We start from the raw sequence: 24,951 nt of genomic DNA on the forward strand, positions 1-24,951 counted from the left end.
GAAAAGAGAGGAGGGAGAGATTGGATACGTATTCTAAGAATTATTGGGGACTGTACCTTGATTTCCTGGATGACTTCAAAGAACTGATCTATCAAGGTTATCCTATTGCTTATTTGAGTCATTACCGGAGTTTGATTATAGGGAATAAGAGATTGATGAGAGATTTACAATCCCCTGAGTTTACCAGGACCATAATGAATAAGATCCAGTCAACGGCAGCAGTCCAGCAGAAATTTAATACATTTAGAGCGTCTGTAAGAAAAATGCAGCGCGTAAGAAAAGGCGGGATGATTGTTCTTCACGATGTCTATGACCTCCTTCGTTTTCCGGAGAAGACGCTGAAAAATCATTTTCACCCATCCCAAACGCTGATTTTTGAAGAAAAAGGAATGAAGAAGAAGAAAGAATCATTTCCACGTGCCAGTGGATTTAAGTACAAATGCTTTACGGACTATCAAGTGGATATCTCAACTGCTGTGAAAAAAGTGAAAAGAAAAGCAAGAGAAATCATAGCCTCTCATCCTGATCACCCCATGTACACCCACAAAACCTTTCAAACCCGATGGATGCTTCAGATCGTGAAAATTATGAATCGAATCAATGAATCAATGCAATTGTTTAAGCGTGTGCATGTATCCGCCATCGTGGTTCCTTCTACTCATTATCCTGAATCAAGAACATTGGTCATCGTAGCATCCAAGTATGGAATACCGACGGTTTCAATGCAGCATGGCATCATATCAGGGGAATCGGGCTTTATTCCAAAGATTGCAGACATTGATGCCGTTTACGGTCCTTTTGAAACGGAGTGGTTCCAGGCGAGGGGAGTGTCAGCAGAGGAAATCATGGAGGTGGGGCACCCAAGGTTTGATGAAATTACGAGAGTCCCGAAAGTAAGCCAGGCTTCGATGATGAAGAAACTCAGGTTACACCCCTCCAGAAAAAATGTTCTGTTAATCGTCCGCAGTCAGAAAAAATACAAAGTATGGGATCAGTTTCTGAAAAAACTTACCGTTAAACAAAAGCTCAACATCATCCTCAAAGATTTTCCTAATCGCTCCAATCATCCTCTGATCAAAAACCATTCCTACGTTCACAGCTCAGTCGGATATGAACTGTACGATCTCATTGCTATGGCCGACGTCGTTGTCACCTATTTTTCAACGGTCGCTCTCGAAGCCATGCTTGCGGGCAAAACAGTCTTTATTCTGGATCGTCCCTTTGGGGGTTATTCAGGTTATTACACAAAAATGGGGGATCTCGCTCAAAAGGATCCAGGAAAATTAGCGGGGATATTCTCTGAATACATTCGTGCAGATAAGATGAAGTCGTATGCGGAGCAGAAAGTGAAAGATTTTGTTGCTTATGCTTACGCAGCAAAACGGTCATCAGGGGAACGATTGATGAATCTATTAAAGAGATGGGTTTGATCGAAAGCAAGCATAAGGCCAAGCATAGAAAAATATGAATGGGAATATAAGAGAGGGGTGTGTCCGTGAATATATTAGTGACAGGTGGAGCCGGCTTTATCGGACGGTGGGTCGTGAAAAGATTATTGGATGAACAGTACAATGTATGGGTGCTCGATGACCTGTCGAACGGTAGAATAGAAAACATTGAGGACCTACTCGTGCATAAAAATTTCAAGGCATTCATTCATGGGGATATCAAAGACAGGAAAACGGTCGAGAGTCTTTTTTATCCAGGCATTGATTTGTGTTATCACCTGGCTGCAAGCATCAATGTCCAGGATAGCATTGATGATCCAGAAACAACTTTCAACAATGATACGATCGGGACGTTTTATTTATTGGAGCAGTGCCGGAAGCATAAGGTCAAAATGGTGTTCATGAGCACATGCATGGTCTATGACCGGGCAGAAGATGAACGGGGGATATCTGAAACAGATCCAATCAAGCCGGCATCCCCTTATGCAGGGGCGAAGATCGCCGCTGAAAATATGGTTCTGTCCTATTATTATGCGTATGGGCTGCCAGTAACGGTGATCCGGCCATTCAATACGTATGGCCCCTATCAAAAAACAGGGGGAGAAGGTGGTGTCGTGGCCATCTTTATTAAAAATAAGTTGAACGGACTCCCTTTGCAAATCTATGGAGATGGAAAGCAGACCCGTGATCTGCTTTACGTGGAAGACTGCGCACGGTTTGTGGTGCAGGCAGGCTACAGGGATGAAGTGAACGGCGAAATAGTCAATGCTGGGTTAGGGGAAGATATTGCAATTAATGAGCTTGCCGAATTAATTGCAAAGAGTCCTGATCATATCCTCCATGTCGAACATATTCACCCTCAAAGTGAGATTCCTAAACTGCTTTGTGACTATAACAAAGCCAAACGTCTACTGGGGTGGGAGCCTTCTATTTCTTTAAAGGAAGGGATTCGGAGGACAGAAGAATGGATTGACAGCACGAATTTAATTTAAAGGAGTTCAAGAATGTGGAAGAGAAGCTAGCGATTTTCGGGGGAGAACCCGTTCGTGATTCGCTGCTTCCATACGGGAAGCAGTCCATCGATGATCAGGATGTCAAAGCCGTTGTCGATGCCTTGAAAAGTGACTATATTACAACAGGTCCTGCCATCGAATCATTTGAAAAAGGGGTGGCTGATTACGTAGGAGCTTCGTATGCCGTAGCTTTTTCCAATGGTACAGCAGCTTTGCACGCCGCTTGTTTTGCTGCGGGAATCGGCAAAGGGGATGAAGTAATCACGACTCCTCTGACGTTTGTTGCGAGTGCCAATTGTGTGTTGTACACCGGAGGGAAGCCGGTGTTCGCTGATGTTGATCCGAAGACGTATAATATCGATCCATCTTCGGCTGCCTCCTTAGTGACATCCAAAACCAAAGCGATCATTCCTGTGGATTTTACAGGTCAGCCGGCGGATTATGAAAAGATTCAAGCGCTGGCCGATCAGCATGGACTGGTCGTCATTGAAGATGCCGCTCATGCTTTAGGGGCGGAGTACAAAGGAGAAAAAGTGGGATCATACAGTGATATGACCATGTTCAGCTTCCACCCTGTAAAGCATATTACCACAGGCGAAGGGGGCATTATTACTACGAATAACCGAGTGTATTATGAGAAGTTGATGATGTTCCGCACGCACGGGATAACGAAAGACGCCGGGCAAATGCTCGAGAGGCGGCATCCATGGGAATATGAAATGCAGTTTCTTGGATACAATTACCGCATGACGGATATGCAGGCAGCCCTCGGTAGCAGTCAGCTGACTAAATTGGATGCTTTCGTAGCGAAGCGAAGGGCTCTCGTCAACGTCTATAACAAGGAATTCTGCCAAATGGAGAATGTCACCACTCCCGAGCAACTACCGGAAGCCAACTCTTCTCAACACCTTTATATTCTACGCATGACAGGAACTCTAAAAGGCCTCCGAAAAGAGATTTTTGAGGCGCTCCGTGCAGAAAATATCGGGGTGAATGTGCATTACATGCCGGTTCATACTCAACCCTACTACAAAGACCGTGGTTATACTAAAGGGATGTGTCCGGTGGCCGAAGAGGTTTACGAAGGGATTGTAAGCCTGCCGTTATTTCCTGGTATGACAGAGAGTGATGTGGCAGATGTTGTGTGTGCAGTGAAAAAAGTGATCTGTCATTATGAAACGGCCGAAGGTGCCGGTCAATGAGAGTAGGATTTAGGGTAGATGCCTCTACAAAAGAAGGCACAGGACATGTGATGCGGTGCCTCACGCTCGCGGGTGAGCTTCGAACACTTGGAGCAAAGGTTTTTTTTATGTGCAGAAGACGGCCGGGAGATTTAGTTGACTTTATACAGGAGAGTGGTTACCGCGTTTATGAAATGACGGGGGCTTACAATGTCTCCTGGAAAGAAGACGCAGTAAGAACGATCCAGATTTTAGAAAACATTGGGACTGCTGAATGGCTTGTGGTGGATCATTATGGGCTGGACGCCCGTTGGGAGAAAGCGGTAGGACATCATATTCAAAAATTAATGGTCATCGATGATCTTGCGAATCGCCCTCATGATTGTGACCTGCTTCTTGACCAGAATCTGTATAGAAATATGGAACAAAGGTACAAAGGACTCGTTCCTGAGCGGACGAAACTTCTTCTTGGTCCGTCTTTCACCCTTTTAAGAGAAGAATTCTTACAATCTACGTGTAACCGGAAATGGGATGGAAACGTACGACGCATCCTCGTGTCATTTGGCGGTAGTGATCCTACCAATGAAACGTTGAAAACACTCAAGGCTTTTGAGAAGTTAAACGTTCCGCTTATGGTTGATATCGTAATTGGGAGCTCTCACTCGTGCAGGCAAGACATTGCTCGTTTTTGTGAGAGGAAGGAAGGTATGCAGCTGCACGTACAAACGAAGGAAATGGCCCGGCTTATGGAACATGCGGATCTTGCGGTTGGAGCTGGGGGCAGTTCTGTTTGGGAACGTTGTTACATGAATCTACCATCGTTGATTATTGAAACAGCGGCAAATCAAAGGGAAGTCATCTCCATCCTCCAGGAAAAAGGTGTGGTCATTTACTTGGGGAAAAGTGAAGAGGTAGATGTGAACCTTCTTTCTCAACATTTACAAAGATTCATAGCTGAACCAGACCTGATAAAGAAGGCTATTGAAACAGGAAAGCATTTGATGAAAGACCATAAGCCTTACGGCGTTTCCCGGTTGATGATGGGGGATGGAAGCGATGGATGAGTTTCGTTTACGTGACGTCGAGCGTGCGGATCTGCCGATGATTTGGAAGTGGCGGAACGCCGAGCACATCCGGATTCATATGTATCATGACCAGTGGATTCCCTGGGAGGACCATGTTTCATGGTTTGAAAGGGATCAGCAGAACCCTTCTTCTTACACCAAGTTATTCATTTACAAAGAGCGCCCGCTCGGGGTTGTCAGGTTCACCAATATCGATCAAAAACAGGGAACGTGTGAATGGGGTTTTTATATTGGTGATCCTGAGGCACCAAAAGGCGCCGGGACGGCTATGGGTATGCTGGGACTGGACTTTATGTTCGAAATGGTCGGCATCCGGAAAGTTTGTGCAGAAGTCCTGGATGTTAATGTTGCCAGTCTTCGGTTTCATGAAAAACTTGGATTCGTTCCTGAAGGGCGGCTGATCGAACAAATAGTGCGTGAAGGGAAATTCATAGATGTTATTCCTATGGGTTTATTTAAAGATGGGTGGCTCAAAAGGCGTGAAATCTTAAAAAGGGGGCAGGATGATGGAAATCGAAATCATAGGAAGAAAGGTCGGTCCTGATCATCCTCCATTCATCATTGCAGAAATGTCGGGAAATCATAATCAGTCACTCGCTCGAGCCCTGGAAATCGTAGATAAGGCAGCAGAGACGGGGGCGCATGCCTTGAAAATCCAGACCTATACCGCAGATACAATGACGCTTAAGCATAAGGGTGACGAATTTCAAATTGAAGATCCGGAGAGTCTTTGGAAAGGAAAGAGCCTCTATGATCTTTATAAGGAAGCCTACACCCCGTGGGAGTGGCATGAAAAGATATTCGATCGATGCCGGAAGCTTGGGATGATCGGTTTCAGCACGCCATTCGATGCATCCTCGGTGGATTTTTTAGAAAGCCTGCATGTCCCTCTCTACAAAATCGCATCCTTTGAAAATACCGACCTCCCTTTAATTCGGAGAGTAGCGAGAACAGGGAAACCTCTTATTATCTCGACAGGAATGGCTACGGCAGGGGAGATGGTTGAAATGACTCAAGCCTTCAGAGAAGCGGGAGGGAAAGATCTGATCCTGTTGAAGTGCACAAGCAGTTATCCTTCCACACCTGAAAATTCTCATATTGCCACCATCCCCCATATGCGGGATCTTTTTCAGTGCCAGGTCGGTTTGTCCGACCATACGCTGGGCACCGGTGTGGCAGTTGCGAGCGTAGCACTCGGTGCAACCGTTGTCGAGAAACACTTTACCCTCGCACGCAAAGACGGTGGAGTGGATGCACAATTTTCATTGGAACCCGATGAAATGGCCCGGTTAGTTGAAGAAACAGAAAGAGCCTGGCTGGCTCTGGGGACGGTGAATTACGGTCCGACCCACAGTGAAAAAGCGTCAGGTCAATACCGGCGTTCCTTATACATTACAGAAAACCTCAAGGCAGGAGACGTTTTGACGGAAGATAACCTGCGATCCATCCGGCCTGGTTTCGGTCTGTCTCCTAAATATTATGAATTGCTTCTTGGTAAAAAAGTAAATAAAAATGTTCCTAGGGGGACGCCGATGTCGTGGAACCTTATCGGGTAATAAAAGAGGTGGAATTATGAAAGTTATAGCTATTGTTCAGGCTCGTATGGGGTCGACAAGGCTCCCTGGAAAAGTGCTGAAAAAAGTCAATGGGAAATCTTTGCTTGAGTATCAAGTGGAAAGAATGAAGCGTTCAAAAAAAATCGATCATCTGGTGATCAGCACAACAAAGAAAGCCCTGGATGAACCGATTATTGATTTGTGCAAATATTTGAATGTGGATACTTTTAGAGGATCTGAAAAAGATGTACTTGGAAGGTTTTATGGGACATGTGAACATTATAAAGCAGATGCCGTAGTCAGGCTGACTGCCGATTGTCCATTCATTGATCCGGGTGTCATCGATAAAGTCATCACGTATTTTCAAGATCACTATCCAAATTACCTGTATGTGTCGAACACAAAGACCCGTTCCTATCCAAGAGGCCTGGATACAGAAGTTTTCACTTATGAAGTTCTAAAAGATGCCTATATGAATGCAAACTCTCCCCATGACCTTGAACATGTGACGCCATTCATTGTCAAGAGAGTCGGAGACCAGGGGATTGCGCAGGTTACTCATGACACGGATGAAAGTCATCACCGCTGGACCGTTGATACATTGGAAGATTTCCAATTTGTCTCTACCGTTCTCGAGCATCTGTATCCAACCAACCCGGCGTTTACCTTTCAGGACCTTTTGGATGTTTTAAGGAAGAATCCGCAATGGACGGAGATCAATCGTCAAGTCAAACAGAAAGGTGAAACTTAAGGGGCGGATGGATGTGACTGTTCCAAAAGGGCTAACGGGATTGGAGAGTTCTTTAGAGGTTGTCAATGTTCCCTTGCACAAGTGCTGCGACTGGCAGGGGTTTATGTACGCAAAGGAAGGATGGCATTATTTCAGCGCATTATTAAGGGAATACAAGAAAAACCCTGACCTCCATTACTCCATTTCTATACTAAAGGAGTACTATGACAAATATCAGCCTCGTTCCACATTTGAATGTTTTCTGTGTGAGGAAGAGTTTAATTCAAAGCATCACACAACGCCATGGGTTCCACTTCCATGGGACCAATCGTTTAGAGTAAAATTATTGGATAATCAGCACTTCGGGCCCAATTCCAACGCATTCATAAAAAAAGAGTTTGAAAGAATCACTACTCTTTACCATAAGTTGAGGGCGCAAGGATATCAGCCTTTGAATCATCGTGACGGATATGTCCGTGGGCATTTTTTGAGGAACGGAGAAGATTATCGTTTCAAAGTGACAGGTGGGCAGCATCGGATGGCTGTCTTAGGCGTTCTGGGGCAAACGGATTTGGATGTAAAACTTCAGCCGGACTGGAAAAGGGTCATCGATATTCGTCATATTGATCAATGGGAGCAAGTGAAAAACGGAACGTATAGTGTGAGGGCAGCACAGAAAGTGTTTCATTGTTATTTTCAAACGACGGGGAAAGAGAAAGCTGAGAAATATGGACTTCTTAAAAAGGGAGACGCAGGTAGATGACTATACCTTATGGAAAGGATGCTCTAATCAGCTCCTCACCAACAGTTCAGGTCCCTTTGAACAAATGTGTGGATTGGCAAGGGTTTTCTTATACGGAGCAGGGTTGGCATTACTTGTGTGAAACGCTCAAAGAATACAGAAAAAAACCGAAAATGATTTACAGGGATTCCTTTCTCTTCAAATATTATTCTCTCTATCAACCTGCCTCGATGTTTGAATGCTTTATGTGTGGCGATGCCTTTAACCCCATATATCAGGAACGTTGGGTGCCACTGCCTTGGGGGATGAATCATAGGCGCGTACAGAAAGAGGGTAGCCAACACTATGGCCCCAATACAAAAACATTCATAAGAAAAGAGTACAAACGATTGGTTCATGTCTATGAAAAATTGAAAACAGAAGGGTATCAACCTACACAATTTCATGATGGATTCATTAAAGGCCACTTTCTGAAGAAGGGAAAGGACTACCGTTTTTTGATTACAGGCGGACAGCATCGTATAGCAGCTCTTTCAGTATTGGGGAGTCAATCGATTTTGGCGAGAATTCCCCCGAAAAGAAAGAGAGTCATAGACCTGGATGAAATTAAGGAGTGGGAGCAAGTTGCGAATGGGGTTTACCCATTAGAAGTGGCGTCGCACGTGTTTCATATGTACTTTGAGTCCAATGGCAGGGAAAAGGCGTCTTTGTATGGTTTGGTGGAATCAGGAGAAACGAAATACTTTATTAGGGGGAATCGATTCGTGTATCAGGATCTATGGGTGAAAGGGAAACTTGTCAAAAAGGGTCAAAGAGAGTGTGCAAACAGGTATGAAAAAGTAAAGGAAAAGATGAAGGGGTGGAGTGATCCCTTTACGGTCCTTGATCTCGGAGCTAACAACGGCTATTTTTCCTACCGGATCGCGGAAGATTTTAATGTGCCGGTAACGATGATTGAGGAGAAAAAGGAAGCCCGAAAGATTTACGATATGAATGAAAACCCGAATGTAACACTCATCAACAGGCGTGTGGAAGTACAGGAATTGAAAGAGCTCTGCAAGAATAAGAAGTTTGACGTGATTCTCGCTTTGAGTGTCCTGCATCATTTCGATAACTACGAGGAAGTCATAGAGGTGCTATTCGCCCATTCCAAGCATCTTTTTATTGAGTCTTCTGCTCTTGAAGAGGCAGATGGAGGCTGTAGAAGCTATACGGTCAAAGGAATTAACGATCTCTTGCAAGCTAAAAAGCCTGAGATTTTGACCTATTCGGATAATATTAGAGGGCTCGGAAAGCGACCTCTTATGTATTTTAATAATGATAAAGGATGAGCAAACTTCCCCTTTTGCCGGGTCCATTCCAGGTGAAAGGGTTTTGTCTTTCATCATATTTTCATAAACTTGTTTTATACTGGATTTTGGAACGGTAAATTTAACAGGTTCGAGCGGAGGAAACCTATGATTATACAGCCTATACTGGTAATTCGGGCGGTATCCATTGCCGTCGGGGTGCTAATTCTATGGATTTTGCAAGAGAAGGAGAAGAAGGAAAGCATCGAAAGCTTTTTATCCTTGTTGACCACATGGATTTTCGCTTTTATAGGAGCGAAGTTTGTGACGAGATGGGAGCTTGTGTTTGACTATCCTTTATCAGTCCTCTCTTACCCTGGTGGGGCGAAGGAACTGTACATAGCCACATGTTTGACTATTGTTTTTGAATGGCGCAAAAGGATGGTACACCGTCGTTATGCCGGCTCTTCCATTTTGGTTCTTGCGACTAGTCTGCTGGCATTTGCGCTCTTACGTCAGCTTGTGCTTGCTCAGGGGAATCTGGGTGATGTGGCTTTTGCTTTTGTCTTTTTTCTTCTGGTGCTATTTTTGATCAAACCTGCTGTGAAAATCGCCGCGGCATCCACAATTGGAATGGTCTGTGGATGGCTGTATCAAGCACCGGAGCTCATGGGATACAGGATCAGCGTTTGGTTTTATGTCATCCTCAGTCTGATGGTATGGGGCTATATTTTAAGCGGGAGAAAACGGGCATGAAAACATGTCTACATAGATAGGAGGACATAAGGAAGTCGATGTTCTGAGGAATACATTTTAAGGAGGTTTGAAAAATGGGGACTGATGTAACGCTTTGGCTGGCACTTGGCGCAGGAATCATTTCTTTTCTATCGCCGTGTACCCTGCCTTTGTTCCCGGCCTATTTATCTTATATTACCGGGATGAGTGTGAAAGAGATGAAAGAGAATCGAAGTCTTGAGGTGAAGAAGAGGTTACTCACGCATTCTATTCTCTTTCTTCTAGGTGTTTCTTCGATTTTTATCAGTTTAGGAATTGGTGCTTCTTATGTAGGGAGTGCTGCACAAAATATCTTAACAGGAAGCTCAGGGCTGCTACTGCAGCGGCTGGCTGGAGTTTTCATTATTTTGATGGGGCTGTTCGTCGCGGGATGGTTGAAGATCGGCTGGTTTATGAAAACGAAAAGGGTGCAGACGAAACCGAAAACGTCCCTTAGCCTGGCAGGAACTTTTTTTGCAGGCATGGGTTTTGCAGCAGGGTGGACGCCTTGTATCGGGCCAATTTTTGCATCGATTCTTTTGTTATCCGCAAGCAATCCGACGCAGGGGATCTTGTACACCGTCGTTTATGTCATCGGATTTGCCCTGCCGTTTCTCGTATTCTCCTTTTTTATAGGATCAACAAGAGTAATCTTGAAATACAGTGAGCGGATCTTGAAAATCGGTGGAGTGGCGATGATTTTAGCTGGTGCGTTTCTTTATACCGGTTATATGACGAGAGTTTCGACATTGCTGTTGAATTTGGTCCAGGATACATGGCTTGCCAATCTAGGAATGATCTTTTTATAGAAAGGAAGGAGATTGTATGAAGAAATGGGGGCTCATTGTCATTGTAACCGCCTTATTTGGTTGGGCTGTTTATGATTTTGTGTATGAAGGGGAAAGCCAGGAGCCGGTTGCTGAAGGCGAGAAGATGGTCGCCGAGGGCCCGGCCACGGAAGAAGTCGACATTGGGTTGGAAAAAGGGCAGCAAGCGCCGGATTTCACGCTGCAGACGCTCGGTGGCGAAGAGGTTTCTTTGTCTGATTATCGTGGAGAAAAAGTAATGATTAATTTCTGGGCGACGTGGTGCCCGCCATGCCGTGCAGAAATGCCGGACATGCAGAAGTTTTCCGAGAACGAGGATATAAAGGTACTGGCCGTCAATTTGACAGAAACAGAGGCAAGTGAACAGGGTGTTCAGAGTTTTGTAGACGAATTTGGATTAACGTTCCCTATATTGCTTGATAAAGATGTTTCCGTAGCCAATCAGTATGAGGTCAATCCCGTTCCTACCTCTATCTTCGTAAATGAAGAAGGGAAGATCAGCTCAGTAATGCTTGGGGCGATGAATTACGATATGATGGTACAAAGGATGGAAGAAATGTAAGGGTGATTACATGAAACCAGAAGTACTGATCGTTGAAGATGACCGGAAAATTTCAAATCTCATAAGCATTTACTTAGCGAATGAAGGGTACGGCGTCAAACAGGCTTATGACGGGGAAGAGGGCAAGGAGCTCTATCTTCTGCACCGTCCCTGCCTGCTGATCCTTGATTTGATGCTGCCGAAATGGAGTGGGGAAGAGTTATGCCGCTTTGTTAAGGAAGAAAGCAAGGACTCCCCTGGCGTCATTATGTTGTCTGCGAAGGGAACGACGGAAGACCGGATTTCAGGGCTGCGTCTCGGTGCTGATGATTACATGACGAAACCGTTCAGCCCGGAAGAATTGATGGCGCACGTGGAAGCGGTCTTACGGAGAACGGGCCATGTGTGCCAAAAGCTCTCCCATGAAGGACTTGAAGTGAAGCCGCGGAAAGGAGAAGTATGGTTGGACGGTGAACGACTGGAGTTGACGCACTACGAGTTCAACCTGCTTTATTTTATGATGGATCACAAAGATCAAGTGTTTACGAGGGAACAGCTCCTCGAACAAATCCATCCGCACGGCGAAGCGGACATTATGGCCCGTACCATTGATGCGCACATTAAAAAGCTCCGCCGAAAAATAGAAACAGATGCTTCTGATCCGAAGAGAATTGTGACGGTAAGAGGAATGGGGTATAAATATGCGTCTCATTGAACGGGTCCTGCCGCCGAAACTTTGGGTGAAGATGACAATCGTAAACATTGCGCTTCTTATTGGAGTCGTCATCGTTACAGGAATGACACTCTATCAGACGGCTTGTTTTCTGGCTGCTGATATTACAGGCGTCGAGCGTGAAGCCCAGTTGACCTTCAACAACTCTTTGCTCATTTACGCATGGGTGATCGGCGGCGTCGTCATCGTGATGGGAGCTTTTTTATATTCAACCGTGACAAGGAAAGTGCTTGTCCCTGTTAAAGAGTTGAGCTCGGCCATGGAAACGATGAAATCCGGGAACTACCCAGGAGATTTGAACGTCCATACCAATGATGAAATAGGAGAACTTGTGGACCACTTCAATCGAATGAACCGTCGTTTGCAGCAACAGGAGCGCTCTCGTCACCAAATGCTTCGTGACTTATCTCATGAATTACGTACACCATTATCCAATTTGCAAGGTTATTTGGAGGCCCTTGAAAAAGGGGTGATTTCAGGGGATCAGACGATTTACCGTTCTCTTGCAGAAGAAACCGATCGAGTCTCTCAACTGCTCTCCCGGCTGGACGACATGGAATCCTGGACAACGCTGACCCCTTCGAAGCCACTGGAGGTCAGCCAAGAGGAAATGACACAGGTGATCTCTCAAGTAAGTCAGATGTTCACGTTGGAATTTGAGAAAAAGGGCATTGGGTTGAAGAGTGAGGTTGAAGCTGCGGAAGTGTCTGTAAATAGACAAGGCATCCAGCAGGTTTTGACGAATTTATTGAGGAATGCTCTTGAGTACCATGAGGGCACAGATGGAGTGGAAATCGAAGGGAGAGCAGAAGGTGAAAAATACGTGATCAAGGTAAAAGGAGGAGGAAAAGCGATTCCTTTAAATGAAAAGGATCGAGTTTTTGATCGCTTTTATCGCGTGGATCGTTCCCGTTCAGATGGCCGTTCTGGGCTCGGGCTTTCAATCAGTAAACAGATCGTTGAACGACATGGTGGTCAGATTCAATTGGAAACAGACGGCCGGAATCACTGTTTTTCTATAACATTACCGATGCAAGCGTAGACGAAAAGTTTGCGCTTTTTTTGTTGGGCGGAGTAGGGGTTTTTCAGCATTGTGAGGTTTCATCGCTTTCGATCTTTCTGGTGCCAGGCACCACAACCGGTTTCGACGGTGCCAGACTTCCTGCTCATACATTCACAAACTCAAACATATGAAAAGCCCCAGCTCAACGCTGAGGCCCCGCCACCTATACCTATACAAACTTTCGTCTCTTTGAATTCTTTTATCTTTAATTAAGATGGCTCAAATTCAAGATACCATAAAAAGTAATGAAAGTTAACCATTTTTTTGCAGAAAAAGGGGAGTCTTTGATAATCTTTTTCTTCTTCTCTCGACAATTTTTTTTATAAAGTAAAAAAACTGTAATGACGCCATTTCCTTTAATATCCAACGGTTCACAACCTTTGTTCATGCCTGTGCGTTATAGTATAGTTAAAATGAGCTTGATTTTTCTGAAAAATAGTATTTTAGGGAGAAAGGGGTACACCAAATGACTCAGCAGACATTTTTGTATCAGCCGAAAATATCGGAAGTACTTAAAAATATGAGGAAGGTCATGATCGGGAAGGAAGAAGCAGCGATGTTGAGCCTTGTCGCCTTACTTGCGAAAGGGCACGTCCTTTTAGAGGATGTTCCAGGCGTCGGGAAGACGATGCTTGTGAAAACGCTGGCTAAATCCCTGGATTGTGACTTTAAACGCATCCAATTCACGCCAGATTTGCTTCCTTCTGATGTGACGGGTGTATCAATATATAATCCGAAAAGTATGGAATTCGAATTCAGGCCTGGTCCGATTCTCGGCAATATCGTCTTAGCGGATGAGATCAACCGGACATCACCGAAGACTCAGTCTGCTCTTTTGGAAGGGATGGAGGAGACGAGTATTACAGTGGATGGAAATACCGTTCCACTCAGCGATCCGTTTTTCGTCATGGCGACGCAAAACCCGATTGAGTATGAAGGGACTTATCCACTGCCGGAAGCCCAGCTCGATCGTTTCCTTATTAAAATGAAGATGGGGTACCCTTCAGCGAAACAGGAAATGGAGATGCTTTCAAGGACATCGAACGGCCACCCGATCGAGGGGATTTCCGCTGTGCTGACAAGGGACGAGCTTGTTGATTTGCAAAAAGAAGTGTTGGAGGTCTATGTCGATCGTACGGTTAACCGTTATATCATCGATCTTGTGACAGGGACACGGACTCATGACGGCGTTTACCTTGGGGTCAGCCCGCGTGGATCGATTGCATTGATGAAAGCGGCTAAGGCTTACGCGTTTATTCACGACCGCGATTATGTCGTACCTGATGACGTTCAATTCATGGCTCCGTATGTCCTTTCTCACCGTATGATTCTTACATCGGAAGCACGGTTTGAAGGGCAGACGGCTGAGGCGATCATTGACAGCCTGCTATCCTCCACGTCCATTCCAGTGAAGAGGAACATCAGTGAATGAGACGGAAACTTGGAATCATCGCTAGAAGCCTTGTAGTAGCGATCCTTTTCGTCATCCTCTTTTCCTACGCCATGTTTCAGGGTGGTTTTGTCAGCTGGTTCCTTTTTTATGCATTTCTGCCGTTTCTCCTTTATATGGCGGCTGTCCTCATTTATCCGGTCCATAATTGGAAAATCGAACGGAATCTTTCTAAACGAATGGCGATGGGAAGTGAAACCATCGATGTCGAAGTGAAGTTGAAACGGAAAGTTCCTTTTCCAATCTATTATTGTATTATCGAAGAACACTTACCGGAATCGCTGAAGAAAGTGGACGAGCATTTGGATAAATACAAGACCATGGATAAAGCAGATCAATTCTATGAACCACGTAAAGTGAAAAAGGTTGTTTTTCCTTGGTTCAGTAAGACGATCACTTACCGTTACCAGCTTGAGAAAGTCCCCCGGGGAGACCATAAGCTGAAGGCACTCAGAATTAAGACAGGAGATTTCTTCGGTTTTGTAAAAAAGGAGCACGTTTATCATCAAGAAAGCAAATTGCTTGTTTTTCCATATACCCGCCCTGTGAAAATGAAAGACCGGGTGTACAGTTTTGAGCAGGGGGCAAGTCCTTCATTCAAGCTGAATGAAAAGAACACGAACATGGTAACAGGTGTTCGTGAATACATGCCTGGTGATCGCTTTGCCTGGGTGGACTGGAAAACGACGGCGAAGAAGAATGAGATGATGACGAAAGAATTTGAACAGGAAAAAAGTGTCGACATGATGCTGATTCTGAATGGCGTTTATCATCCGGAGATGAGCGAATTGAGTTTTGAAGGGGCGGTGGAATTCACAGCTTCCTTAATGAAGGAGTTCCATAAAACATCTTCCCCGCTATCTTTCATGTCCCTCGGTGACGGACGTAAATACTTTCCTTTTCATCAGGACCACGCTCACCAGCAGCAAATGCAAGGACATTTGGCCAGAATCCGTCCTGTCGGGCGTATTCCTTTTGCACAACAGTTGGAGCGGGAAAAATCATTGATTCCAAGTGGTGTGATGCTCATGATCGTCAGTCATCATTTGGACAAGGAGGTCCAGGTTGCGATTAGTAAACTGGCAAAAAGGAGTAAGCGTGTTGTCTTTTTCTATGTACGTCCTCATGGACAAATGTCGTTCCAGGATCATCAAGCTGTGAAGCAGATGAAAAGTCAGGGCGTCGTTGTCAATGTACTGAATGAGGAACAGTTGACGAAACAACAATTTGAGGTGAACACATGATGGAAGAGAGACAATCGTTCATCTATAAACTGATTCTCTATATTACTGGCTTTCTGTTGTTCTGTGAATGGATGCGCCCGATGGAGCAGATTTCCGATACGAATGATGTGCGTGTGTTCTTCATCTACGCGACGTTCTGCTTTTTTATATCCTTTTTGCAAGTGCCGTGGTATCTATCCATTCCCTTGAAAGGACTGGGGCTTGCATTCATCATTGATGGACTTTATATCGCGGAACGCATCTTTTCACGTGACTGGTTTTCTGTTTTATATGAACAGGTGTTATTCAACATCCAGATGATCCAGTCACAGGAATGGTGGCAGATGACGCCACTTTTCCGCAGTTTATTGTTTTTGATTCTTCTATGGCTGATGAGCTATTTGCTTTATTATTGGTTCGTCGTTGCCCGTCGCATGTTCTTTTTCGTCGTATTGACACTCATTTACGTCACAGTCGTCGATACGTTTACGATCTTTGATGGCAAATGGGCGATTGTAAGAACGTTCATCCTGGGCATGGTTGCGCTTGGCTTATCGAGTTTCGCCAAAGTGATGGATCAAGAATCGATTTCTTTTAAAGGATTGCAAAAAGCGCAGGTGTGGGCTCTCCCACTTCTTGCGATCATTTTGTTTTCCTCTGCGGCCGCTTACGCTTCACCGAAGCTTGATCCGAAATGGCCGGACCCTGTTCCTTATATCGAAAGTGCAGCAGGCGGGGCTGGGCCAGGTGGAAGTGGCAGTGGAACCGTTCAAAAAGTCGGATATGGAGAAGACGACAGCCGGCTTGGTGGTTCTTTTATTCAAGATGATACCCCGATGTTCCGTGCGACAGCGGATGGTCAACGTTACTGGCGGATCGAGTCGAAGGATACGTACACAGGAAAAGGGTGGGAAGATACGCTGGAAGAGCCAGTGACGAACATGGACCCGCAAAACATCAGCTACGAATTGTATACGGACAATGTGGAAGTGGAAGAACAGACGGTCATGATTGAAATGTCACGGCAGGCTTCTTTCCAAAAGCTGGTCTATCCCTATGGTTTATCTTCCCTTGTAAGGTTCCCGAATGACTATGAGCTTCGGGTCCACGAGAACACGGGAGAGATGGATACCGTAAAAGGAGATTCTCCGGCGAAGGTGAATGAATTCGTCGCCAATTATGAGTATCCTTCCTTTGAATACAATCAATTACGGGAAGCGGGAGATGACGATCCTCAAGAAATTCGTGATCAATACCTTCAGCTTCCAGATGGATTGCCGAACCGGGTGAGGAACTTGGCAGCTCAAATCGTTGAGGCCGAAGACAATCGATATGATCGTGCCAAAGCGATCGAGTCTTATTTTTCTTCCAATGGCTTTGAATACTCGACGACCGACGTTCCCGTGCCAGATGAAAATGAAGACTACGTCGATCAGTTCTTATTTGAGTCCCAGCTTGGTTATTGTGATAACTTCTCTACATCCATGGTCGTCATGCTCCGTTCTGAAGGGATTCCTGCCCGCTGGGTGAAAGGATTTACCGGAGGAGAGCGTATAGACACGCGTGAAACCGGACTTAGTGATGATTTGCAAAATGTTTATCAAGTCACAAGCGGAAACGCCCACTCCTGGGTAGAGGTTTATTTCCCTGAAATCGGCTGGGTGCCTTTTGAGCCGACCAAAGGATTTACGAACAACACGGACTTCTATACCGATGTGGAAACAGAAGAAGGGGAAGATCCAGCAGCAGCCCCGGATAGTGAGACACCGGAAGATCAAATGGGGAACCCACAGCAAATGGAAGAGGAAGAAAGTTCTGATGCTGCAGGCGCAGCAGGCTCTTCCGATCAAAGTTACACATGGTTATGGGTGCTATTGAGCGCAATCCTTGTAGTAGTGATCATTCTTTACTTAACAAGGTATCGTTGGATGACGGCGCTGCTCATTCGTAAGTATAGGAAAAACAAAGATGAAGAAACGTACGAAAAAGCCTATCATTACCTTTTGAAGGTGCTTGATCATAAAGGATTCAAGCGTAAGCCGGAACAAACCTTGCGTGAGTTTGCGCTATCGGTCGATCAGCATTATCAGTCGAATGACATGCGGCGGTTGACCAACCATTATGAACGTGTCATCTACCGAAATGATGCTCAAAGTACACATTGGCCTAAAGTCACTGAATTATGGGAAAATTTAATCAAAAAGACATTGTCTTGATTCCTTTTCATGCGGTTGGTAGAATGAATGAAAATTATCAGATGCATTCTTCCTTCGTATATCCTCGGGAATATGGCCCGAGAGTCTCTACCGGGGCACCGTAAACGCCCTGACTATGAAGGTGGGAATCACGTGACATGTATGTACATGGATGGATTTCTGCCTTCGTCGTCGTAGATTTGAGGCAGGGAATCCATCCATTTTTTTATGAAAATAAAAGTCTATAGATCAAGGAGTGGAACAGATGGAACAAGTACAAGGCATGATTCTCGTGCTGGACTTCGGGAGCCAGTATAACCAATTGATTACACGAAGAATTCGTGAATTCGGTGTGTATAGTGAGCTTCACTCTCACAAAATGAGCATCGAAGAGATTAAAGACATGAACCCGAGTGGTATCGTCCTATCCGGTGGACCGAACAGCGTCTACGGGGAGGAAAGCTTCCGTTGTGACGAGCAGATTTTCGAACTTGGCATTCCAGTCCTTGGGATCTGCTATGGCATGCAATTGATGACCCATCATTTTGGTGGAAAAGTCGAACGTGCTAAAGAGCGTGAATATGGAAAAGCGGATATCAACGTGGCGAAAGAGCCGGTGATTTTTGCTAAAACACCGAGAGAACAAACGGTTTGGATGAGTCACAGCGACAAAGTCATTGAAGCTCCTGAAGGGTTCCAAGTGGATGCGACAAGCCCGTCCTGTCCAGTAGCCGCCATCAGCAACGATGAAGCACGCATGTATGGCGTCCAGTTCCACCCGGAAGTCCGCCATTCAGAATACGGAAACGACATCCTCCGCAGTTTCGTTTTTGACGTATGTGAGGCGACCGATGATTGGACGATGGAACATGTTGTGGAAATGGAAGTGGAGAAGATCCGTGAAAAAGTCGGCGACCGTAAAGTGTTGTGCGCCTTGAGTGGTGGCGTAGATTCCTCTGTCGTCGCTGCTTTGATCCACCGTGCCATCGGTGATCAGCTCACATGTATTTTTGTCGACCACGGTCTGCTTCGTAAAAATGAAGCGGATGACGTTATGCGCACTCTCGGAGACGGCTTTAACATGAACATCCTTAAAATTGATGCGAAAGACCGATTCATGAGCAAGCTTGCAGGTGTTTCGGATCCTGAGAAGAAGCGGAAGATCATCGGCAATGAATTCATCTATGTTTTTGACGACGAAGCAGAGAAATTGAAAGACATCGACTTTCTAGCACAAGGAACGCTTTACACGGATATTATCGAAAGTGGTACAGAGACCGCACAAACGATCAAGTCTCACCACAATGTCGGCGGCCTTCCTGAGGACATGCAATTCGAATTGATCGAGCCGCTGAACACGCTGTTCAAGGATGAAGTGCGTGCGCTTGGAACAGAGCTTGGAGTACCTGAACATATCGTCTGGCGCCAGCCATTCCCAGGACCGGGACTTGCCATCCGTGTGCTTGGTGAAGTGACAGAAGAGAAGCTTGAGATTGTTCGCGAGTCAGACCATGTCCTTCGTGATGAAATTAAAAAAGCAGGTCTTGACCGTGACATTTGGCAATACTTCACCGTGCTTCCGGACATCCGTTCCGTTGGGGTCATGGGCGATGAGCGTACGTATGATTACACGATCGGTATCCGTGCGGTGACATCCATTGATGGAATGACATCGGATTGGGCCCGTATTCCATGGGACGTCCTAGAGAAGATCTCTACGCGAATCGTCAACGAAGTCGATCACATCAACCGGGTCGTTTATGATGTGACGAGTAAGCCACCTGCAACGATTGAGTGGGAATAATCGAACGTTAGTTTATATTTATATTTTAATGTTCGGATTTTGGGTTGACGAATGATGTCGAACCATGTAAGATAGAGACAAATGAATAAAGCAACACCGTCGTATAATTTTGGGGATAAGGCCCATGAGTTTCTACCAGACTACCGTAAATCGGTCTGACTACGTTGGTGAATAGACGATGAGGGAGACCTGTATAATAGTCTCACCTTTCGTCCGTTTCCTTCGTATAGATGTAGACACTCTTGGAGCTTCCAAGAGTGTCTTTTTTTGGTACCAGGTACATCCGCATGCTTGATGTGTACCTGGTACCAGATGGCCTCAGGCCGGTACCAGGTACGAAAAAAAGAGAAAGCGTACCCGGTACCGATCTAGGTGAACGTAGTGCCAGGTATGGAAAATTTATTGTTGTGTACCGGGTGCGAATAGAGATACGGCGTGAGATGAATAGAGGGAAAAGGGGAGGAAACGTATATGAGTAAGTTTTTTAAGTTTGAAAAGTTTGGGACGACGTATCGCAGAGAGTTTATGGCAGGTTTAACGACCTTCCTTGCGATGGCGTACATTTTGTTTGTTAACCCGTCCACACTTGCACTTGATGGAATTGAGCAGCTTCCTGAGGGTGTGACAAGGATTGATAAAGGAGCAGTGTTTACAGCGACGGCGATTGCAGCGGCTGTTGGTACACTCATTATGGGATTGTTCGCGAAATATCCGATTGCCCTCGCTCCGGGAATGGGTTTGAATGCGTTCTTCGCGTACACCGTCGTTTTAGGTTTCGGGATTCCGTGGGAAACAGCGCTCGCAGGTGTTTTGGCTTCTGGACTTATTTTTATTGTATTAACCGTGACAGGCCTGCGGACGATGATCATCGATGCGATTCCTGCGAACTTGAAGCTCGCGGTCGGTGCCGGGATTGGTTTGTTCATCGCATTCATCGGTTTCCAGAATTCCGGGATCGTGCAGAACAGTGATGCGACATTAGTACAGCTTGGCGACTTGACGGCAGGGCCGACGCTGCTTTCCATTTTCGGAATCATCGTCAGTGTTATGCTGATGGCGATGGGATTGAAAGGCGGTATTTTTTACGGAATGGTCCTGACATCCATCGCAGGTATGGTGACAGGTTTGATTGCTCCGCCGGCTGGCTTTGGAGATATTGTAAGCACAGCTCCTAGCGTTGCGCCGACTTTCGGTGCTGCCTTTACCCATTTCGGTGAAATTTTCACGATTGAAATGCTTGTCGTCATTTTAACGTTCTTATTCGTCGACTTTTTTGATACAGCTGGAACGCTTGTAGCAGTAGCGACACAAGCTGGTTTTATGAAAGATAATAAATTGCCGCGTGCCAACCGTGCGTTATTTGCTGATTCAGCAGCAACCGTAGTCGGTGCCGCTGTCGGTACGTCCACAACGACATCCTATATAGAGTCTACGGCTGGTGTCGGAGCTGGTGGACGTACAGGGTTCACTTCCGTTGTCACAGCTGGATTCTTCATTTTGGCGCTCTTCTTCTCGCCATTATTATCTGTGGTGACCGCAGAAGTGACGGCGCCTGCGTTGATCATTGTTGGTGTGCTCATGGCTTCCACTTTGAAAAATATCGATTGGGATCAGTTTGAAATCGCGGTTCCTGCATTCTTTACGATTGCAGCGATGCCGATGACCTACAGCATTGCAACAGGGATTGCCATCGGATTTATTTTCTATCCGATTACGATGCTTTTGAAGGGGCGCGGAAAAGAGATCCATCCGATTATGTACTTCCTGTTTGTTATCTTTGTGTTGTACTTTATTTTCCTGGCATAGGGAGATACTGATAAAACAGCGAATCTCACCGATAAATATGCGGAAGTCACTGATAAACTGCTGAAACCGACTGATAAATGGTGCAAAGCTACCGTTAAAATAGCTGAAGCCGTTGATATGGGTGGAGTGGCTAATTTAGTAGGATGACCTGCTAATATATGCTGAAAGTTGCTAATATATTCGATGAACCTGCTAATATGTCAGTAGAAGCTAGAGCTACCCAGCTCAATCGGCAAAAAAAGAAACCGGCAAGTCGCCCAAACGGCTGCCGGTTTTATTCATCTTCCAAATGGCGGATCGTGATCGGACGCTGTTTCGTTGAATCTGAAATATAGCGGTGGAGCTGGATCACAAGCAGTCCATGCTTATACGTCGCTTCCACTTTGTCATGCCGAACGGGGAAGGGAAGATCGATACTTCTTTCAAATGCTCCATCGGCGATCTCTGATTTGATCTGATGGCCCCCACGGTTATTGATTTCAATTTTTCCACTTAACGTCAATGTCGAATGGTTAACAAGAACGTCGACATTTTTCGGGTGATTCATTCCAGGGATGTTGACGAAGCAAAGCAGTTCATTGTCGTATTGATACATGTTGATTGCTGGAACGGCGGGTTTCATCATGCCGTCGAAGTCTCCCCAGAAGTCCTGCCCGAAGAAGCGGTCGAGGTTGGTTTTCCAATCTTTAAATTGATTCATGTCATCGTCCTCCAAAAAATGTCATAGATTGCGTTAAAAACTTGTTGTGCACGTCTCTTCTCATGGTTTATAGTGTATGCAAAGTACATCGTCTAGGTGAATGTCACGGTTTGTGCAAACCCTAGCGTAGGAGGCTCTCAACTATGTTAGAAAACCCATTATTGCTCGTTGGGATTATTTTAGCTGTCAATATTGTCTATGTTTCGTTTTTTACCCTCCGTATGATTTTCACGCTGAAGGGACAGCGCTATTTTGCTGCGTTTATCAGCATGTTCGAAATCGTGACGTACATTTACGGGCTGGGGCTCGTCCTCGACCGCCTGGATCAGATTGAAAACGTCATTGCCTATGCCGTCGGGTATGGTCTCGGTGTCATTGTCGGAATGAAGATTGAAGAGAAGCTTGCTCTCGGGTATATTACAGTTAATGTGATATCTTCAGACCCAGACATCGAATTCACCCGCAGACTTCGTGAAAAGGGATATGGTGTTACGAGTTGGTACGCGTATGGCATGGAAGGCGACCGCTTGGCGATGCAGATCCTGACACCACGGAAGTACGAACTCGCGTTGTATGAAACGATCCGTTATATCGACCCGAAAGCTTTTATCGTGGCGTATGAACCGAAGCAGATTCATGGTGGATTCTGGGCGAAATCCGTTAAGAGAGGAAAGATTCGTGATGCCCAAAAAGAACAAGAACAGCAAGAAGCGCTTTGAAGTCGGTGAAAAGGAATCGATCGGGCAATGTCTCGACCGAATGAAAAAAGAAGGATACACGCCGATCCGTCGCGCGGAAGAGCCTGTCTTCCGTGAAGAAACCCGTAATGGGGAAAAAGTGATGGAACCTGTAGGAAAAACGATCGTATTTCATGCGGTAAAGGAATAAAACCGAACGATCAATTGTAACGTTTTTATTAATGTTCGATATTTGCGTTGACATGTTGGAACAGAAATTGATATGATGAAGGCAGAATTGCATAGACGACCTCATATATGACGGGGATATGGCCCGTACGTCTCTACCTGGGAACCGTAAATTTCCGGACTATGAGGGGAGTTTAAGCTGTGAAAAAGCTTTCTCAGACCGGACACACGTGTGCCTGTTCGACTCCTCTCATCTTTTGAGGGGCGTCGAGCAGGCATTTTTCATGCTACGAAAGAAAAGAGGGATTCGATGGCAAGTGTAGGCGTAATCATGGGCAGCATTTCAGATTGGGAGACGATGAAAGAAGCGTGCAGCGTTTTGGATGAGCTTTCAATCGATTATGAAAAAGAAATCATCTCAGCACATCGTACACCTGAAGATATGTTCACATACGCGGAAACGGCCCGGGAAAAAGGGTTGAAAGTGATTATTGCAGGGGCAGGGGGCGCGGCTCACTTACCTGGGATGGTCGCATCTAAAACGACACTACCGGTCATCGGCGTTCCGGTGGAATCGATAGCATTGCAAGGGTTGGATTCTCTTTTATCCATCGTGCAGATGCCAGGGGGCGTTCCTGTCGCTACCGTTGCGATCGGGAAGGCAGGCGCGAAAAATGCGGGTCTTCTGGCAGCGGAAATGATTGGAGCTTTCGATCAGGAAGTAGCTTCAAAACTATCAGACTATCGCCGGCAGATGGTAGATAAAGTCGACGGAATGAGGAGGGATCTTCGTGAAACCTGAAGTGATTCGACCAGGAAGGACGATCGGGATTTTAGGAGGCGGCCAGCTCGGTCGTATGATGGCTGTCGCGGCAAGACATATGGGCTATCAAATCGCTGTGCTTGATCCTGCAGAAAATTGCCCTTGTGCCTCAATCGCTGAGGAACACATCATCGCTGAATATGATGACTTGCAAGCAGCGGAACGATTGAGTGAGGTCAGTGATGTGATCACCTACGAATTTGAAAACGTCGACCTCGATGTGGCACGGCTTTTCGAAGAAAAAGGGAAGCTGCCGCAAGGAGCATTTGCGCTTGAAGTGACCCAAAACAGGGCCAAAGAGAAGGAGATTGCCGTCGATGCTGGACTGTCCGTTCCTGAGTATCGTATCGTGACCACTTTTGAAGAGGTGGAAGAAGCGATGGAAGTCACAGGCTATCCTGCTGTCATCAAGACGGTCAGCGGCGGCTATGATGGCAAGGGACAGCAGAAAATCGAAGGCGAAACTCATCTCGAAGATGTCCGGTCTTTCATGAAAGAAGGCGGCACCTACATTGTAGAGCAGTGGCTTGAATTCGATCTTGAAATTTCTCAAGTGTTTACTAGAGGGATGGATGGACGTATCATCCCGTTCCCGATTGCGGAAAATATCCATAAGAACCACATTTTGCATGAGTCAAGAGTTCCGGCAACCATTCCTGGGAAAGTGGAAGAGCGCGCTCGTGAAGCTGTTGAAGTATTAGCTGAACGAATCGGAGTGGTCGGTACATTTGCTGTTGAAATGTTCGTCAAAGGAAAGGACATTTTCATCAATGAAATGGCGCCAAGGCCTCATAACTCAGGGCATTATACGATTGAGGCGTGCAGCGTGTCACAATTCGAACAGCACGTCCGTGCGATTTGCGGTCTCCCGCTGTTACCGGTCCATTCGTTCGGGGCAGCGGTGATGGTGAACGTGCTCGGGAAACATCGAAGCATTTTGCTGGATCGTCTGGAATATTATCATGGCTTTCATTTTCACGACTATGGAAAAGAGGAAGCCCGTCAGACCCGTAAAATGGGGCACATAACCTTTGTGGGGGAAAATTTAAAAGAAATCGACAAAGTCATCACAGAAAATCAGATCCATTTATGGTAGGAGGAA

Annotated in this window: 24 protein-coding genes and 3 riboswitches; of the genes, 23 read left to right on the forward strand and 1 reads right to left on the reverse strand. The window is 45.7% G+C overall.

The annotated features are described in order from the left end of the window. The first annotated feature begins 20 nt into the window (after window positions 1–20). The 19 genes from ACJA3J_RS03315 (at window position 21) to ACJA3J_RS03405 (ending at window position 21,460) form a co-directional block, all read left to right on the forward strand. Window positions 21–1,430 (forward strand): CDP-glycerol glycerophosphotransferase family protein, encoded by a 1,410-nt coding sequence (locus tag ACJA3J_RS03315; RefSeq protein ID WP_406945512.1) that lies wholly within the window; start codon window positions 21–23, stop codon window positions 1,428–1,430. 65 nt (window positions 1,431–1,495) lie between these two features. Further along, complete coding sequence (locus tag ACJA3J_RS03320; RefSeq protein WP_406945513.1) at window positions 1,496–2,440, forward strand: dTDP-glucose 4,6-dehydratase; 945 nt, start codon at window positions 1,496–1,498, stop codon at window positions 2,438–2,440. 14 nt (window positions 2,441–2,454) lie between these two features. Then, the gene (gene pseC / locus ACJA3J_RS03325) at window positions 2,455–3,663 is read left to right on the forward strand and encodes a UDP-4-amino-4,6-dideoxy-N-acetyl-beta-L-altrosamine transaminase (protein WP_406945514.1); all 1,209 of its coding nucleotides are present in this window, start codon (window positions 2,455–2,457) and stop codon (window positions 3,661–3,663) included. After that, window positions 3,660–4,706: a UDP-2,4-diacetamido-2,4,6-trideoxy-beta-L-altropyranose hydrolase gene (gene pseG / locus ACJA3J_RS03330; protein WP_406945515.1), complete on the forward strand. Its 1,047-nt coding sequence runs from the start codon at window positions 3,660–3,662 to the stop codon at window positions 4,704–4,706. The genes pseC and pseG overlap by 4 nt, the downstream gene beginning before the upstream one ends. After that, a complete protein-coding gene (pseH, locus tag ACJA3J_RS03335; RefSeq protein WP_406945516.1) occupies window positions 4,699–5,271 on the forward strand; it encodes a UDP-4-amino-4,6-dideoxy-N-acetyl-beta-L-altrosamine N-acetyltransferase in 573 nt (190 codons plus the stop codon). Before pseG ends, pseH begins: the two co-directional genes overlap by 8 nt. Further along, window positions 5,231–6,283: a pseudaminic acid synthase gene (gene pseI / locus ACJA3J_RS03340; RefSeq protein WP_406945517.1), complete on the forward strand. Its 1,053-nt coding sequence runs from the start codon at window positions 5,231–5,233 to the stop codon at window positions 6,281–6,283. The genes pseH and pseI overlap by 41 nt, the downstream gene beginning before the upstream one ends. 16 nt (window positions 6,284–6,299) lie before the next feature. Next, the gene (locus tag ACJA3J_RS03345; RefSeq protein ID WP_406945518.1) at window positions 6,300–7,034 is read left to right on the forward strand and encodes a cytidylyltransferase domain-containing protein; all 735 of its coding nucleotides are present in this window, start codon (window positions 6,300–6,302) and stop codon (window positions 7,032–7,034) included. Between the two features lie 430 nt (window positions 7,035–7,464). Next, complete coding sequence (locus tag ACJA3J_RS03350; RefSeq protein WP_406945519.1) at window positions 7,465–7,776, forward strand: hypothetical protein; 312 nt, start codon at window positions 7,465–7,467, stop codon at window positions 7,774–7,776. 368 nt (window positions 7,777–8,144) lie between these two features. Then, window positions 8,145–9,086 carry a class I SAM-dependent methyltransferase gene (locus ACJA3J_RS03355; RefSeq protein WP_406945520.1) on the forward strand — a complete coding sequence of 314 codons (942 nt, stop codon included), beginning with the start codon at window positions 8,145–8,147 and terminating at the stop codon, window positions 9,084–9,086. A 126-nt stretch (window positions 9,087–9,212) separates the two neighbouring features. Beyond that, window positions 9,213–9,800 (forward strand): hypothetical protein, encoded by a 588-nt coding sequence (locus ACJA3J_RS03360; RefSeq protein WP_406945521.1) that lies wholly within the window; start codon window positions 9,213–9,215, stop codon window positions 9,798–9,800. Between the two features lie 74 nt (window positions 9,801–9,874). Beyond that, window positions 9,875–10,627, forward strand: coding sequence for a cytochrome c biogenesis CcdA family protein (locus ACJA3J_RS03365; RefSeq protein WP_406945522.1), 753 nt, complete (start codon window positions 9,875–9,877; stop codon window positions 10,625–10,627). 16 nt (window positions 10,628–10,643) lie between these two features. Further along, a complete protein-coding gene (locus ACJA3J_RS03370) occupies window positions 10,644–11,207 on the forward strand; it encodes a redoxin domain-containing protein (RefSeq protein WP_089651528.1) in 564 nt (187 codons plus the stop codon). 10 nt (window positions 11,208–11,217) lie between these two features. Then, window positions 11,218–11,901 (forward strand): response regulator transcription factor, encoded by a 684-nt coding sequence (locus ACJA3J_RS03375; RefSeq protein WP_089651527.1) that lies wholly within the window; start codon window positions 11,218–11,220, stop codon window positions 11,899–11,901. Then, window positions 11,888–12,961, forward strand: coding sequence for a HAMP domain-containing sensor histidine kinase (locus ACJA3J_RS03380; RefSeq protein ID WP_089651526.1), 1,074 nt, complete (start codon window positions 11,888–11,890; stop codon window positions 12,959–12,961). Before ACJA3J_RS03375 ends, ACJA3J_RS03380 begins: the two co-directional genes overlap by 14 nt. Before the next feature lie 487 nt (window positions 12,962–13,448). Then, complete coding sequence (locus ACJA3J_RS03385) at window positions 13,449–14,414, forward strand: MoxR family ATPase (protein WP_089651525.1); 966 nt, start codon at window positions 13,449–13,451, stop codon at window positions 14,412–14,414. Next, the gene (locus ACJA3J_RS03390) at window positions 14,411–15,676 is read left to right on the forward strand and encodes a DUF58 domain-containing protein (RefSeq protein ID WP_406945523.1); all 1,266 of its coding nucleotides are present in this window, start codon (window positions 14,411–14,413) and stop codon (window positions 15,674–15,676) included. The genes ACJA3J_RS03385 and ACJA3J_RS03390 overlap by 4 nt, the downstream gene beginning before the upstream one ends. Beyond that, entirely contained in the window at window positions 15,676–17,871 is a 2,196-nt protein-coding gene (locus tag ACJA3J_RS03395) for a DUF3488 and DUF4129 domain-containing transglutaminase family protein (protein WP_406945524.1), read from the forward strand. Before ACJA3J_RS03390 ends, ACJA3J_RS03395 begins: the two co-directional genes overlap by 1 nt. 34 nt (window positions 17,872–17,905) lie before the next feature. Continuing rightward, a riboswitch (purine riboswitch) is annotated at window positions 17,906–18,007 on the forward strand. A gap of 108 nt (window positions 18,008–18,115) precedes the next feature. Next, the gene (gene guaA, locus ACJA3J_RS03400) at window positions 18,116–19,654 is read left to right on the forward strand and encodes a glutamine-hydrolyzing GMP synthase (RefSeq protein ID WP_406945525.1); all 1,539 of its coding nucleotides are present in this window, start codon (window positions 18,116–18,118) and stop codon (window positions 19,652–19,654) included. Window positions 19,655–19,733: 79 nt separating this feature from the next. Beyond that, window positions 19,734–19,836: riboswitch (purine riboswitch) on the forward strand. Window positions 19,837–20,125: 289 nt separating this feature from the next. Next, entirely contained in the window at window positions 20,126–21,460 is a 1,335-nt protein-coding gene (locus tag ACJA3J_RS03405; RefSeq protein WP_089651520.1) for an NCS2 family permease, read from the forward strand. A gap of 274 nt (window positions 21,461–21,734) precedes the next feature. Here the strand turns inward: ACJA3J_RS03405 and ACJA3J_RS03410 are convergent, their stop codons facing one another. Then, complete coding sequence (locus ACJA3J_RS03410; RefSeq protein WP_406945526.1) at window positions 21,735–22,160, reverse strand: Hsp20/alpha crystallin family protein; 426 nt, start codon at window positions 22,158–22,160, stop codon at window positions 21,735–21,737. Window positions 22,161–22,303: 143 nt separating this feature from the next. On the opposite strand from ACJA3J_RS03410, the gene ACJA3J_RS03415 reads away from it, so the two are divergent. From ACJA3J_RS03415 to purK, 4 genes are all read left to right on the forward strand, one after another. Beyond that, on the forward strand, window positions 22,304–22,879 hold the full coding sequence (locus ACJA3J_RS03415) for a DUF2179 domain-containing protein (protein ID WP_089651518.1): 576 nt from the start codon (window positions 22,304–22,306) through the stop codon (window positions 22,877–22,879). Then, window positions 22,842–23,048 carry an NETI motif-containing protein gene (locus ACJA3J_RS03420; protein WP_089651517.1) on the forward strand — a complete coding sequence of 69 codons (207 nt, stop codon included), beginning with the start codon at window positions 22,842–22,844 and terminating at the stop codon, window positions 23,046–23,048. Before ACJA3J_RS03415 ends, ACJA3J_RS03420 begins: the two co-directional genes overlap by 38 nt. An 81-nt stretch (window positions 23,049–23,129) precedes the next feature. Further along, window positions 23,130–23,230: riboswitch (purine riboswitch) on the forward strand. Window positions 23,231–23,336: 106 nt separating this feature from the next. Beyond that, a complete protein-coding gene (purE, locus tag ACJA3J_RS03425; protein WP_406945527.1) occupies window positions 23,337–23,828 on the forward strand; it encodes a 5-(carboxyamino)imidazole ribonucleotide mutase in 492 nt (163 codons plus the stop codon). Further along, window positions 23,818–24,945 (forward strand): 5-(carboxyamino)imidazole ribonucleotide synthase, encoded by a 1,128-nt coding sequence (gene purK, locus ACJA3J_RS03430; RefSeq protein WP_406945528.1) that lies wholly within the window; start codon window positions 23,818–23,820, stop codon window positions 24,943–24,945. Before purE ends, purK begins: the two co-directional genes overlap by 11 nt. Window positions 24,946–24,951: the final 6 nt, after the last annotated feature.

This window comes from Halobacillus sp. SY10 (genome assembly GCF_045401165.1).
In the GTDB taxonomy this organism is placed as follows: Bacteria; Bacillota; Bacilli; order Bacillales; family Halobacillaceae; genus Halobacillus; species Halobacillus aidingensis.